The 13068-nt window shown below is 43.9% G+C and carries 16 protein-coding genes and 1 pseudogene; 13 read left to right on the top strand and 4 right to left on the bottom strand.

Annotation, left to right across the window (positions count from 1 at the left end; translation table 11 throughout):
• Nucleotides 1–224 precede the first annotated feature (224 nt).
• From H6F63_RS06755 to H6F63_RS06735, 5 genes are all read left to right on the top strand, one after another.
• On the top strand, nucleotides 225–863 hold the full coding sequence (locus H6F63_RS06755; RefSeq protein ID WP_190635964.1) for an antibiotic biosynthesis monooxygenase family protein: 639 nt from the start codon (nucleotides 225–227) through the stop codon (nucleotides 861–863).
• 19 nt (nucleotides 864–882) lie between these two features.
• Nucleotides 883–1629: an SDR family NAD(P)-dependent oxidoreductase gene (locus H6F63_RS06750; RefSeq protein WP_190635962.1), complete on the top strand. Its 747-nt coding sequence runs from the start codon at nucleotides 883–885 to the stop codon at nucleotides 1627–1629.
• Nucleotides 1630–1710: 81 nt separating this feature from the next.
• A complete protein-coding gene (locus tag H6F63_RS30410; protein ID WP_190635960.1) occupies nucleotides 1711–1968 on the top strand; it encodes an SDR family oxidoreductase in 258 nt (85 codons plus the stop codon).
• A gap of 128 nt (nucleotides 1969–2096) precedes the next feature.
• On the top strand, nucleotides 2097–3290 hold the full coding sequence (locus H6F63_RS06740; protein WP_190635958.1) for an MFS transporter: 1194 nt from the start codon (nucleotides 2097–2099) through the stop codon (nucleotides 3288–3290).
• 56 nt (nucleotides 3291–3346) lie between these two features.
• Nucleotides 3347–3739 (top strand): VOC family protein, encoded by a 393-nt coding sequence (locus tag H6F63_RS06735; protein WP_190635956.1) that lies wholly within the window; start codon nucleotides 3347–3349, stop codon nucleotides 3737–3739.
• Between the two features lie 163 nt (nucleotides 3740–3902).
• Here the strand turns inward: H6F63_RS06735 and H6F63_RS06730 are convergent, their stop codons facing one another.
• Nucleotides 3903–4643: a 4'-phosphopantetheinyl transferase superfamily protein gene (locus tag H6F63_RS06730; RefSeq protein ID WP_190635954.1), complete on the bottom strand. Its 741-nt coding sequence runs from the start codon at nucleotides 4641–4643 to the stop codon at nucleotides 3903–3905.
• Between the two features lie 65 nt (nucleotides 4644–4708).
• Here H6F63_RS06730 and H6F63_RS06725 point away from each other — a divergent pair, with 65 nt between their 5' ends.
• Nucleotides 4709–4876 carry a hypothetical protein gene (locus tag H6F63_RS06725; protein WP_190635952.1) on the top strand — a complete coding sequence of 56 codons (168 nt, stop codon included), beginning with the start codon at nucleotides 4709–4711 and terminating at the stop codon, nucleotides 4874–4876.
• Nucleotides 4877–4903: 27 nt separating this feature from the next.
• On the opposite strand, the gene H6F63_RS06720 is transcribed toward H6F63_RS06725, so the two are convergent.
• The gene (locus H6F63_RS06720; RefSeq protein ID WP_190422134.1) at nucleotides 4904–5299 is read right to left on the bottom strand and encodes an AbrB family transcriptional regulator; all 396 of its coding nucleotides are present in this window, start codon (nucleotides 5297–5299) and stop codon (nucleotides 4904–4906) included.
• 387 nt (nucleotides 5300–5686) lie between these two features.
• Between H6F63_RS06720 and H6F63_RS06715 the strand changes: the two genes are divergently transcribed.
• Together H6F63_RS06715 and H6F63_RS06710 are read left to right on the top strand one after the other, a co-directional pair.
• A complete protein-coding gene (locus tag H6F63_RS06715; protein WP_190635950.1) occupies nucleotides 5687–6661 on the top strand; it encodes an alpha/beta fold hydrolase in 975 nt (324 codons plus the stop codon).
• A gap of 170 nt (nucleotides 6662–6831) precedes the next feature.
• Nucleotides 6832–7716 (top strand): hypothetical protein, encoded by an 885-nt coding sequence (locus tag H6F63_RS06710; protein ID WP_199297807.1) that lies wholly within the window; start codon nucleotides 6832–6834, stop codon nucleotides 7714–7716.
• Nucleotides 7717–7793: 77 nt separating this feature from the next.
• On the opposite strand, the gene H6F63_RS06705 is transcribed toward H6F63_RS06710, so the two are convergent.
• Nucleotides 7794–9350, bottom strand: coding sequence for a metallophosphoesterase (locus H6F63_RS06705; RefSeq protein WP_190635948.1), 1557 nt, complete (start codon nucleotides 9348–9350; stop codon nucleotides 7794–7796).
• A gap of 116 nt (nucleotides 9351–9466) precedes the next feature.
• Between H6F63_RS06705 and H6F63_RS29910 the strand changes: the two are divergent.
• The 3 genes and pseudogenes from H6F63_RS29910 to H6F63_RS06695 all read left to right on the top strand — a co-directional run.
• Nucleotides 9467–9676, top strand: a pseudogene (locus tag H6F63_RS29910) (DUF1349 domain-containing protein); the annotation flags it as partial.
• A 14-nt stretch (nucleotides 9677–9690) separates the two neighbouring features.
• A complete protein-coding gene (locus H6F63_RS06700; RefSeq protein ID WP_242019566.1) occupies nucleotides 9691–9969 on the top strand; it encodes a cupin domain-containing protein in 279 nt (92 codons plus the stop codon).
• Between the two features lie 368 nt (nucleotides 9970–10337).
• On the top strand, nucleotides 10338–10568 hold the full coding sequence (locus tag H6F63_RS06695) for a hypothetical protein (RefSeq protein ID WP_199297805.1): 231 nt from the start codon (nucleotides 10338–10340) through the stop codon (nucleotides 10566–10568).
• Between the two features lie 278 nt (nucleotides 10569–10846).
• Here H6F63_RS06695 and H6F63_RS06690 read toward each other — a convergent pair whose 3' ends face one another.
• Nucleotides 10847–11377 (bottom strand): universal stress protein, encoded by a 531-nt coding sequence (locus H6F63_RS06690; protein ID WP_190635946.1) that lies wholly within the window; start codon nucleotides 11375–11377, stop codon nucleotides 10847–10849.
• A 279-nt stretch (nucleotides 11378–11656) separates the two neighbouring features.
• Between H6F63_RS06690 and H6F63_RS06685 the strand changes: the two genes are divergently transcribed.
• Nucleotides 11657–12028 carry a helix-turn-helix domain-containing protein gene (locus H6F63_RS06685; RefSeq protein ID WP_190635944.1) on the top strand — a complete coding sequence of 124 codons (372 nt, stop codon included), beginning with the start codon at nucleotides 11657–11659 and terminating at the stop codon, nucleotides 12026–12028.
• Between the two features lie 40 nt (nucleotides 12029–12068).
• Nucleotides 12069–12977 carry an ion channel gene (locus H6F63_RS06680; RefSeq protein ID WP_190635942.1) on the top strand — a complete coding sequence of 303 codons (909 nt, stop codon included), beginning with the start codon at nucleotides 12069–12071 and terminating at the stop codon, nucleotides 12975–12977.
• Nucleotides 12978–13068: the final 91 nt, after the last annotated feature.

Genomic DNA, 13068 nt, shown 5'->3' with positions numbered 1-13068 from the left:
AATTAAATAAGAAAGCGATCGCATTTGGTAATACGTTTGGTAGGGGCAGGGGAATGCCATGCCCCTACCAAACGTCACAACCGCAATATATTCAACCGAACGGAGAAAAGCTATATTTTTACTAACTACCTAGAAAAATGGCTAGTAGCGTTCCTACAGTATTAGCGCTAGGATGCTGGCAATTTAAAGATTTTGGTTCACCAACAATCCCAGGAGAGATCAAAATGCCGACTATTGCAAAGAATAACGATGTAATTACGGTGATAATTATCTTCGAGGTAGAGCCGGAACGACAGCAGGAATTAATAGATACTATTGGGGAATTTCTCGAAACAGCGGTGAAAAATCAACCAGGTTTCGTCTCATCCAGCCTCCACAAAAGTATAGACGGCGTAAGAGTTATGAACTATGCCCAGTGGGAAACCTTAGAAGATTACCAAGCTTTTGTCAACAACTCTGAAGTACAAGCAGTTGGTAAAAAGCTTTCCCAGTTTAAAATTCATGATTCACACGTCTACGAAGTCGTAGTTTCTCTACCAGATGACGCTGAGCTCAAAATTACTAAAGGCGGTTTGATTCACCTGGCAGAATTTAGAGTAAAACCAGAAAATCAGATGCGCCTAGTGGAATTGGAAAGGGAATACCTACCACTTGGGTTGCAAAATCCCGGACTTTTATCTGGGAATTTTCATCGCTCTCTTGACGGTGTGCATAATGTTAACTACGGACAGTGGCGCAGTTTTGAGTATTTTGAGGAACTGCTAAAAGATCCAAAATACAAACCTTTGAGTGAGTATTGGCAAGGTTTAGCTGAAAACGAGTTTCATTTGTACGAGGTTGTTTTCACCGAACCTGCTGATTAATTATAAAGAGATAGTCGAAATGGGCAAAAGTCTGAAAGGGAAAGTTGCTGTTGTTACAGGCGGATCGAAAGGGTTAGGACAAGCATTTGCCAAAAGACTTGCTGAAGATGGGGCAGATATTGCGATCGCTGCCACATCTTTAGCACAGGAAACTGAAAAAATGGTCAAAGATGCTGGGCGTAAAGCTGAAATTAGCGTTTGTGACGTATCCTCACCAGAGGATGTCAGCAAATTTGCTGCTCTTGTGATGGAGAAATTTGGGCGTTGCGACATCCTGGTTAATAATGCAGGAATCTATCCCTATCAGTCTTTTGACCAGATGAGTTTTGACGACTGGCGCAAGATGATGGCGGTTAATTTAGACTCGCTATTTTTAATGTGCAAAGCTTTTTTACCAAGCATGAAGCAGAACGGCTACGGACGCATTATTAACTTGTCTTCAACTGTAAGCTGGCTAGTAATTCCCGACTATACTCACTACACAACAGCAAAGATGGGTGTTATTGGGTTTACGCGAGCTTTGGCATCGGAAGTGGGAGAATTTGGAATTACAGTGAATGCGATCGCTCCCGGTTTGGTTCGCACTGGCACCACGGAAACAAATTCGCCATCAGAAGTTTTTGACATGGTGGCAGCAAGGCAAGCGATCAAACGCACGGCAACACCGGATGATGTTGTTGGTGCAGTATCTTTTCTTGCCTCAGATGATGCTGCTTTTATAACTGGACAAACTTTAATTGTTGATGGCGGACTGGCGCGAGCATAAGTAAGTGCTGGGCAATTTGATTCAACTTAGCTAACCTTGGCTAAATCTTAACTAACTCTTAAGTAAAGGCAGATAACTGTAATGATGTCTTTTGGAAAAGTATCTATTGTAACTCGTGGAAGCTCTGGTATCGGTCGGGCGTGTGCGATCGCATTTACCTTTGAGCGTTTTGCCAAAGAAAACCCGCAAGGAATTGAACAGATTAAGCAAATGCACCCCATCGGACGTGTTGGCAAGGCGGAAGAAATTGCCAACGCCGCGATTTGGCTTTGCTCAGATAAAGCTTCGTTTGTCACGGGGCAATCGCTGGGAGTCGATGGAGGATATACCGCCCACTAAGGCAAGCAAAAATAATGCGATCGCTCTCTTGCATTGCCCAATTGAAGTAGGATTTTTTCGGCTGATGGTAGGCGCTACCCACCATTTTATTTTACCAATATTTATCACCTCAAAAACCAAGTAACTTCATGCAATCAACAGAAGCCGATGGTCAGCAACACAACCCCAAAAACTTGCTTAAAGACAAAAATATTCTGATTATTTTTGCTATTTCTCTAATCGCCGTTCTCGGTGTTTCCAGTGTAACTCCGGCATTCCCGAATCTAGCTAAAGCCTTAAATGTAGCTCCAGAAAATATTGGTTTATTGGTTACAGCCTTCACGCTTCCCACTCTGTTGCTAGGCCCTATTATTGGTGTCCTTGCCGATAGAATTGGCAGAAAGAAGATTATTGTTCCTTCACTGCTTTTATTTGGAATTGCTGGCACAGCTTGCGCCTTTGTTCGTGATTTTAACCTTTTACTGTTGTTCCGCTTATTGCAAGGAATTGGTGCAGCTTCTTTACTTTCTCTCAGTGTCACCTTAATCGGCGATTTATATGCCGGAGAAAGACGTACTGCGGCAATGGGTTATAACGCCAGCGTTAGCAGTATCGGCACAGCAAGCTATCCAACAATTGGCGGCGCACTAGCAACAATTGGCTGGTATTATCCTTTTATGTTACCCGTGGTAGCTATTCCTATCGCGTTAGTGGTATTGTTTGCCCTGAAAAATCCTGAACCGAAAGGCGAACGTAATCTCAGGGAATATTTAATAAATGCTCGCAGAATTCTGAAAAATCGTCAGTTGGCGGGATTGTTTCTTGCGAGTGCTGCTAACTTCGTGCTTCTTTATGGTGCTTATGTAACTTATTTGCCACAATTGATTAACGATACATTTAAAGCGCAGCCCTCTACAATTGGAGTGATACTCTCTAGTATCTCGGTAGCGATCGCATTCACTTCTTCACAGCTAGGTAGACTCGCCAGACGTTTTCCAGAAACAACTTTAATTAGAGCATCTTTTGTTTTCTATGCCATTGCTCTATTTATCGTTCCCTTCGTAACAAATATGTGGTTACTATTAATACCAACCACGATTTTTGGGATTGGGCTTGGCATTGGATTTCCCAGCATTCAAACTTTGTTAGCAGCTCTGGCACCGAGAGAGTACCTAGCTACCGTGATAGCTGTAAACGGCACATTTTTTGGATTGGGGCAAACTTTAGGGCCGCTACTGATGGGAATTGCCTTTGGAATTGGTGGAATTCATAGTGTATTTTTTGCAGGTGTTGGCTTTTCAATTATCACGCTACTTGTGTTCAGATATTGCACCTGTATGTAACAATGTAATTTTACAAGCACCTTCTTGAAGTATCACTATCATCAGGTAAAGTAGTTATGATTGGTTCTGCTTACACAAGACTGCTGGTAAAGGACTTAAAAGCTTGCTTTGACTTTTACAAAGATGTCATGGAATTTGACGTTACTGTAGAAGATGAACAAAGCGGATATGCTGAGTTTAAAGCCGGAGATATGAGACTTAGTTTATTCAGACGGCAAGAAATGGCGCAAATGATTGGCAACGCTGACAAGCCTGAAAATGCCGAATGTCAAGACAAGATAGTGTTAGTTTTTACAGTGCATGATGTAGATCAGGCATATCATAAATTAAGGCATAAGGGAGTCAACTTTACAACAGAACCAATGAGCAATCCCTACTACGGAATTAAAACAGCTTATCTTCGCGACCCCGACGGAAATCTTATAGGTTTATATCAGTCTTTAGACTAATAGGCTTTAATACACGTAGGGGCATGGCAGTCCCATGCCCCTAGAAAATGTAAGTTTTACCAGTTATTTAATCTATATTCCTAAAAATTAGATAGAATTTTTACCCAATTTTTAATTACGAGAAGCTATGTTTAATTACGCCTACCTGCTTAATAACTAATGACTATAGAAATTGCCAACTCCTGAGATGCCAACCTTGCCCAGCAACAACAAGAGCAGCCACATAGTTTGCAGTAGGTGTCAACTCTTGGAGAACCCAGTCTTGAGTAACTAAACTGCTGGGGAGACGAAGTTCGCTAGCTGGTTTTTCGGGAGCGAGCAAAATTTCAATTTGGTCTAGCTGAGCCAGTCCGTCTCCAGTTGCTTTGAGATAAGCTTCCTTGCAAGTCCAGTAGCGAAAGAATGTTTCCTGCTTCTGCGAGGGAGGAAGCGCACGAATTACAGCATATTCTTGGGCGGAAAAAAAGCGTTTAGCGAGTTGTTCGGTATCGGAGATAGGACGGATATATTCCAAGTCAATGCCAAGGGCGCGATCGCGTCCAACAGCATACAAAGCGAGTCCCTGAGAGTGAGACAAGTTAAAACAGAGTCTACTGTCGCCGGAGGTTTCAGCCAAAATTGGTTTACCGCGCGGTTCATACCCAAATTGCACCTCAGATGGATCGATACCCAAATAGCGAGCCAAAATGGTTCTGAGAATACCGCGACCAGCAATGAAACGATTTCGATGCTGCTCAAAATAAAACCGCTCAGCCCGATTTCGCTCGTCGGCCGAGAGGGTTTTTGCCAACAATTGAAGATGAGATGTCGGTGGGTCAAGGTCAGCCCGCCAAACATCAATTTCATCCCTCGACAAGGTTAAATCTGCCGATGGATTGAGCCATTCATTATCAGAAGTAGTCATTCAATTTTGGATTTCTGCTTTTTTACTTATTAGCAGTCCTCCTGTCTCAACCCAGGATAGTCCAATTGGGCCTTCGAGCAGTTAAAATACCTCAATCAAAATATATTAATATTAACCAAGAAGCCTCAAGCTTTGTAGTTGCTCAAGGCTTCTTGGAAGTGGATAGCTCTCTAGATTTCTACCTTGGTTGTGGTTGGAGCGATCGCGCTACCAAGCCTGAAGAATCCTTCTAGCCTGCTATTGCGGACAAAGCCACATGTTTAAGCAGACGTTGGCAGTTCTTCTGCATCAACTTGTTGCAGCTTGATATGCTTGCGCCCTAGAGAGATTTCAAACTCATCCCCGGCTTGAAGTCCCATTTGCTTAGTATAAGCCGAGCCTATTAGCAAATTGCCGTTGGACTGCACCGATATCCGGTAGCTGGCGCTACGTCCGCCGCGTCCTGTACCTTCTTGTTTACCATCTAATTCAATTCCCTCAGCATCTATGAGAGCGTTTAGGAATTTCATCATGTTCACGCGCTCCACACCACCTTTTGTGACAGTGTAGTATCCGCAGGCTCTAGCCTTTTCTTCTTTGCTCAAAGAGCCTATTTCTTTGACTTTTTTGATCAGCGCCTCTCCTGTTAAAGGCTCTGGTTTTTTCTTTTTGTCCATATTAGCTCTAATGGTTTCCTTGTTAATTACAATAACATCTTGCACAAAAAACTTCTATAAACAAGTAAATTTATTCTTATGGTAAAAACGCGATCCCATGATTACCCCTCTGGCGATGACTAAGTATTCGGGCGACAATTAATCAGGATCAACTCTAATTTTTGTCTTTGAATGCAACGCCACCTGCTACATCGGCGAAGGGTGAAGCTTTCCCCTATCAAATTGTAGTTCCCAGGGAAGATACTTACGGCAGACTAAAAGCCTGTTATACACTAATTGCAGGCTTCTAGTCTGCCCCACAAGAAGTATATTCGCAAAAACAGGATTAAGTAATATGACAATAAAGATGTGTAACTTAGTTATCTTGTAGCGGGAAACAACCTCTATATGTCCAACTATTTCAGCCTAACATCAGCAATCATTCGAGAAACAAAAGCGCATGAAGATGCACTGCCCCTAATGGATGAAGGCTGTCGCTCTCGGTTTCTTCTTCACCAAAAACCTACCGAGAAGGTATGTCTCTTCTTTCATGGGTTTACTGCCTCCCCAGAGCAGTTTGTACCTATAGGAGAAGCTTTTTTTAAAGCTGGCTACAACGTTTTAATTCCTTTGTTGCCAGGGCATGGTATTGCCGGGGAATGGGATGCAGACAACCCCCCTCCGCTGCCAGAAAATCAACAAGTTTATCAACAGTTTGGTCTTCGCTGGCTAGAGATTGTACAACCTTTGGGGACGAAAGTGATTGTGGGGGGACTATCTGGGGGCAGCACATTGGCGGCTTGGCTAGCACTAGAACGTAATGCACAAATTAATCGGGCTTTGCTATTTGCGCCTTATTTGAGCGGCAGCAATAAAGTGGTAGATTTATTTGTGGAAATCTTTAATATCTACTTTAAGTGGCGAACTGAACCAGGATTAGCCAGTTTTGGCTATCCTGGCTTTCTGATGCCATCTTTGCGCGTTTTTTTAGACATGGGACAAGATATTCTGGCACGTGCTGAAGAAAGTTTGGCTGCGCCGATGTTTATTATATCGAGTGAAAGCGATCGCGCTGTCGGTAAAGAGGAGCATGAAGCTTTATTTGAAGCCGCACTCAAGTATCAACCCTTTACTTGGTATCACTCCTTTGACCGAGTTCTGGATGTTCCCCACAATATGATGACAAAAGCTGAGGGAAACGACCATCTAGACTTGCTCATTGCGATAGCGAAAGCCTATGTAGAAAGCGGTTTAACCTGGGCTGAAGTTCAAGAAATTAGTTCACGCATGAAGCAAGGCTACTCTTTTGACACCGTGGTTGATGAACTCCATCTGCGTCAGTTAGTTCCTCCCAATTTTGCCCCCATAATAGCAAGGCTCTAGGTGGTTTTTTAGCATAGGAAGGTGACTAATTTAAGCTAAAACGCCAATTTATTCCTATTAAAGGAGGATGCAATGCTCACCAGATTGAGCATTAAGTTAAATTGACTGCCCGGTAATTAACCTAAAATTTGGGGAAGTGCATCTACTAATTTCTTGGAGGTTCAACAGAAATGCCATCTACTCGCCTTCGCGATTTAAAAGATGAGTATCAGAAACTTTGGGATAGCTGTGAAATAAAACCGGAGTTTTTGAAGAGTGTTAAAGAGGTAGCGGAAAAAATCCGGGCTACACGCGATCGCTACGAAGCTGTGCAGCAACAAATTGGAGTGCCGTGGTATTTTGTTGCAGTCATCCACAATATGGAATGTTCCCTCAATTTTAAGGGACATTTGCATAACGGTGACTCTCTCAAAAAGCGCACTGTGAAAGTCCCCCCTGGTAGACCGATTAACCAGCCTAAATTAGGATGGAATGTTGGATACAGTTGGGAAGAAAGCGCCATTGATGCTCTAAAATTCAAGGAATTCGACCAAGCCAAAGATTGGAGTCTGGCAGCACAACTTTGGAGATTAGAATCATACAACGGTTTTGGCTACAGATTGTATCATCCAGAAGTTCTCACCCCTTACCTGTGGTCAACAACTAATCACTACAAAAAAGGAAAGTACACCGCAGATGGGAAATGGGATGGTCGAGCCGTTTCTGCTCAGATAGGTGCAGCAGCTTTGTTGAAACTTTTAATATCAGAAAATCAAGAAATCGACGCGACAAAAGCTGATAAGACGCTAGAAGAAAACAAGTCAGAGGAAAAGGGCGACAAATCCACTTTATTGATCGTCAATGAGCCGGGGGCTTTTCTAAAGCTGAAACCTGAACAAGTAGTTACCTTATCAGACGAGGAAAAGGTATGGCTAAAAGTTGGCAAGGAGCTACCAGTTTTAGTTTGGCTAAAAGAGAACGAGCACTTTTTTATCAAACTTGATGGCGTTACGTTTAAAGAGCGTGAAAGCTGGTATGTCTTTTGCAACCATTGCCAGCTAAAACCTGGCGAATAGTTTTTTAAGAGTAGGCTGAAAAAGCAAAAGGCAAAAACTCCTTTTTGCCTTTTACCCGTGCTACTGGCTTCAAAACTTCAAATCGCAAAAGGTTCCAAGCCGCTATTGTTCCACTGTCGCTTAAATCGCTCAGCGATAAACGGCCGGACGACAAACTTAGGTGGGCAACAGTCTAGGACATCAATCCGCAAAAATGAGTATGGTCGTCGCTTTTGCGAACCTTGACCATTGCGACCGACAAAAAGATGCGATCGCGCAACTTGGCGAGTCTCTCCAAAAGTCTCCATCAATTCCGGCCCCTCAACCCTCTGGCGGCGGAGACTGTAACCGCTACCACCACAGACAATCCAATTGCTGTTAGAGTCAGCGTGTCCCGTCTCGCCCGTGCGAAGATATTCCAAACAGTGAGCATGACCATTCAAAACCAGATCCACAATCGGACGACCCTCTGCCTGCTTTCCCACTGCATCAAACACCCCATCAAGTACCAAGCGGATTCGATGGCGAATCGCCAAAGTTTGCGCTTGATACCACTTCGTCGCCTCCGTAACATAGGGGGGATGGTGGAAATAAATCACACGTCCGCGCACCTCGCCTGTATTCCAAGATTCAATCAATCTTTGCTTAAGCCAATCCAATTGTTCGGAGTCAGTAACCGTTGTTTGGTTGGATGCTAATTGTTTGTCAATGTCAATTTTTACCTCGTCAACCTGCTCCAACTTGGCGTGCAAGTCATCAAGCTGTTCGGCATCGTCCGGTTGCTCAGGGTTTAGATTAGCTACGGTATCGAGGATTTGCTGTTTTTCTTGTTCCAACTCATCCCGCCGCTTTTCCAACTGGCGGCGATACTCGTTCCCCTCTTTTGTCGCTGGAAGCGGCGCAGGATCGTTAAAAGTATTCGAGTCAAGGGCGAAGAAATCAATTCCGCCACTACGGAACGTGTAATAACGATTAGGTAAGCGGGTAAAACTTCCCGGTTGATAACGCAGACAGCGCCCCGTGTCAGTTTGGGCAGTGTAATGGCGATCCAAATGACGACGCAACTCTTGCGGATTATTGAACGCCTTTAAGTAGTCAAGGAACGCCTGTGCATAGGCATTACCTTGATGCGAACCGTGCCACCTAACGTCCAAATCCAATTTTGACTTCAGCAGGTGGCGCAGGGGTAGTGTCGTCTGTGCAATCAATCCATAGACAAGAGGCAGATCGTAGTAATCGTGGTTCCCAGGCACGGGCAAAAATGGCATATTAAAAACCATCTGGTCATAAGCAATCTTTTCTGGCTTCTCCCCGCCCACCAGAAAATCTCGGTAAGGCTCAATAAAGTTTTTCGGGTAAAATTCGCTTGAGCCAACCAGATAAATTACGTCGCCCGTATGCAATACGAAACGGCTCTCAGGGGAATGTTCCGCCATCAATTCTGCGATCTGTCGTTGGGGGTTATGACCCCGATGAGATCCAGAACCGCTATCGCCCACGACCAAAAATGAGAACTCTGGAGAGTCCGCACCATCGTCTAAAACCATCCGGGTTTGATCGATTCCCCGCTCAAGAATACTTGAATCTCGCCACCGCACCCTTTCCTTCATCTTGCGGATTTTGACGGCGATGGGCGGATCTGACACAAATTTCATAACTAATACTCGTAGATTCCTTTTTAAAATTGCCTACTCCCAAGACTAGCCAATTTTACCCGCCTACTCTCTATATTCAGCATCTGGCAAAATGAAACAAAACAAAGATTGAAACTATGAAATGGTACAACGAACCGCCATCATGGAATGAACAAGAAGGTATTGTCGCCGTTACTTCAGGAGCCGAAACAGATTTCTGGCGCAAGACTCATTACGGCTTTATCCGCGACAATGGAAACTTTTATTACGAACAAGTCACGGGAGATTTCACCGCCCAAGTCAAAGTTACCGGACAGTATCAAGTGTTGTACGACCAAGCCGGGCTCGCCACATGGAGGAGATGTTTTATGTTTTAGAAGGCGAAGTAGAAATTCTGGTTGGGGAGCAGACAGTGCAAGGTCAGGCGGGGGCTTTCGTGCTTGTCCCTCGCGGTACGCCTCACGCCTTTGCGAACCGGGGAACGCAAGCTGCGAAGCTGCTGATTATGTTTTGTCCGGCGGGATCTCGCGAGAAATACTTCGAGGGTTTGGCGGAACTTCTCAAAGATGGACAGCCGCCAGATAGAAAAGCTCTTGTTGAGTTAATGAGGAGATTCGACCAGGAACCTGTGAATATCTAATACAGGTGTGCATATCGCTACTCTGCAAGGTGTTAGCTTGAATTAGCACTAAAATAAGCTAAAAAACTTCGCTTCTTTGCAATTTTTAGCTAGAAGAAGTTGATGCTTTGTAATAGTTTACTTAAATTTTGTGAATTTTAGGGATCTTTTTGATGATTGTGTCAAAACTGGAGGGTAAGGGAGTCGATGCCTATCCATTAGACGCAACATTAATAAAGGCAATCACGGTTTGTCTAGGGTAAGCGATCGCACTTAAGCTTCTGCTAGGTAATCTAGCCAGAACACCTCTTGCATGGTTGTTCTGGAAAATACCCGTTTTAATTTATTTGAGAACAAAACCCGTTTATTCATTTGTAGGAGTTTAGATAATGAGTAAAACCATTGCCAATCTAACCTTACCAGTGGTAGTTCAAGAAATTGAAAAAGTTTTAGGGATTTATACCGATCATCCCTATCAAAAAGCTTTCTCTATTTCTGAATTGCGTCAAAAATTAATTGTCTATGTTCTCAGCCGAACCTCTAATAACTACGCAGTCATTGAGGAGGGTGAATCAATAATAAACCAAAATGTCACCTGTTGCTTGGAGCAACACTCATAAATAGAATGTTTGATTCACTAAGGTATTCACCATATCCTTGAACAAAATTCAGATACGGTTAGTCACCAGACTCCTGAAGAAGTTGATTCAGGATATTTACCTTCTCACTGGTTTGGCTAAGGTTATTCAAAAGAGGTAATTTTTTAACGCCAAGGTAAGCGCCAAGAAACGCAGAGTTAAGATTATATTTTCTTCGCGCTCCGAGAGCGCTTACCTTTGCGGTTCTTGGCGTTAATTTATAGCTGTGTGCCTGAAAAAGCAACTAGAGTTATCTACTTTCACGAAACTGACAATTCTTGATTTTTTTGAGCAACTTCTGTGCAAAAATTAGCTTTTCCTTGCACAGTCAGGACTGAGCAGTGAGCGTGATGAGTAACGTAGTTACTGACGCTACCCAGGATTAATTCACTTAAGCCAGAGCGTCCCCGCCGTCCCATCACAATGAGGTCTGCGCCCCAATTCTGTGCCAGTTCACAAATAGTGCGACCAGGACTACCTGGGGTTTGGGTGAATTCAGTTTTTACCCCCGCTGAAGTCGCCTCATCTGTGCGCGATCGCAATAAATCTAAACCTCGATTTTCAAAGGTTTCCCACTGCTTTCTGTAAATCTGGATGGTGTCGTCGTTTACAGGTATGTAGTAGTCTAAGCTGGAGAGTAATGGGCTTACTGGCGTACCCTCTTCTTCTAGGGAAAGAACGTGCAGCAGCATGAGTTCAGCCTCGGTAGCTTTCGCTAAAACCAAACCTGACTCAAAGACAGTTTGGCTGCTGGCAGAATTATCCATTGCAACTAGAATTTTGGAAAACATATATAACTCTTTGGTAATTGAAAAAAGTTAAAAATGGAGTATTTAGAGTTCTTAATTTCCGACTCTAAACTCTTAACTCTATCTTACTTCTCCTCCTTTGAATAAACACTCAGTTACTGGAAGTACGTTATACTTACCAAAAGTAAAAAATTGACCTGAATCAAGGCATCCAGCTCTTTATTAAGAAAAATTAAGAATAGTGTACGACAGCTAACTCTAACATCCCTCTCTTATTTGAATTGTCGAAAACAAAGTACACAGCTGTATCAGGAGCGTCCGATGTTGGACATCAGCCAGTGCAAAGATAGTAAATGTCCGATTCAGTTCACTCTTGACTTGCTCCGCAGTAAATGGGCTATTGTGATTCTACGAGAGTTGTTTATAGGCGATCGCCGTACCCACGAGTTGCTAGAGGCTTTTTCTGGAATTAGCACCAAAACGCTGATGATGCGGCTAAGAGAACTAGAAGAGTTTGGCTTAGTCCAACGCCGAGTTTACGCAGAAGTTCCTCCCCATGTAGAATATTCTCTAACCGAGAAAGGGCGCGAAATTCAACCCGTGATGACGGCTCTAAATCAGGTAGGATCTCGATGGTTAGAAAGAGAAAGTTGTGCTTGTCCTCTCGATCAAAAAGTGGAAGTAAAACTGTAGTTTGGCGTACTTTATAATCAGCTTTCTTCTGCAATAATGTATGGCAAAAAGGCAACGTCCATCTTCGTCTAAGCGCTTTTTAAGTACAAATGGACAGTTTAACGTCGTGGGGCGGGGTAACTCGCGATTTTACTGGGGCGACCTGTATTATTTAATACTCACAATCTCCTGGCCTTGGTTTTTCGTACTGTTGGCTTTGGGGTATGCGATCGCCAACTCCCTGTTTGCGATCGCATATCTCGCAGGAGGCGACGGCATAGAAAATGCACAGCCTGGTTCCTTTAAAGATGCCTTCTTCTTCAGCGTTCAAACAATGGCTTCCATCGGGTACGGTGCAATGTATCCGCGCACGCTATACGCAAATTTCTTAGTCACAATTGAATCACTGGTCGGACTTTTGGGCATTGCTATGGGTAGCGGTCTGATGTTCGCCCGTTTTTCCCGTCCGACAGCTAGAGTCCTTGTCAGTCGCGTAGCAGTTATTAGTCGCTATGATGGCGTACCAACTTTGATGTTTCGGGCTGCCAACCAGCGTCGTAACTTTATTGTAGAAGCCCAGATAAACGTGACTATGGTGCGGAACGAAATCAACCGCGAGGGTGAATTTATGCGCCGATTCTACGACCTGAAACTGGTTCGCAGCCACACGCCTATCTTCGCCCTGTCGTGGACGGTGATGCACCCGATTGATGAGACAAGTCCCCTCTATGGGGCTACGCTGGCAACTCTCGCCCAGACGGAAACTGACATTGTGATTACACTAATCGGGCTAGACGAAACAGTTTCGCAAAATATCCATGCCCGTCACTCTTTTTCGGATAAAGAAATTTTGTGGAATATGCGTTTTGTGGATATCTTTACTTCGGATAGGAGACAGGATGGGCGACGCTTGATTGACTATACCCGTTTTCACGATGTGGTTCCAGAGGGGTTGGGGGCTGGGGATTAGGGGCTGGGGGCTGGGAATGCAGATATAGTGAAACTCAACAAACCTAATATTAACGTTGGGTAACGCTCACCCCAACCTATTTGCTTCTGGT

Origin of the sequence: Trichocoleus sp. FACHB-40 (assembly GCF_014695915.1) — a bacterium.
Taxonomy (GTDB): Bacteria; Cyanobacteriota; Cyanobacteriia; order Cyanobacteriales; family FACHB-T130; genus Funiculus; species Funiculus sociatus.
This window is presented reverse-complemented; position numbering and strand designations above follow the sequence as displayed.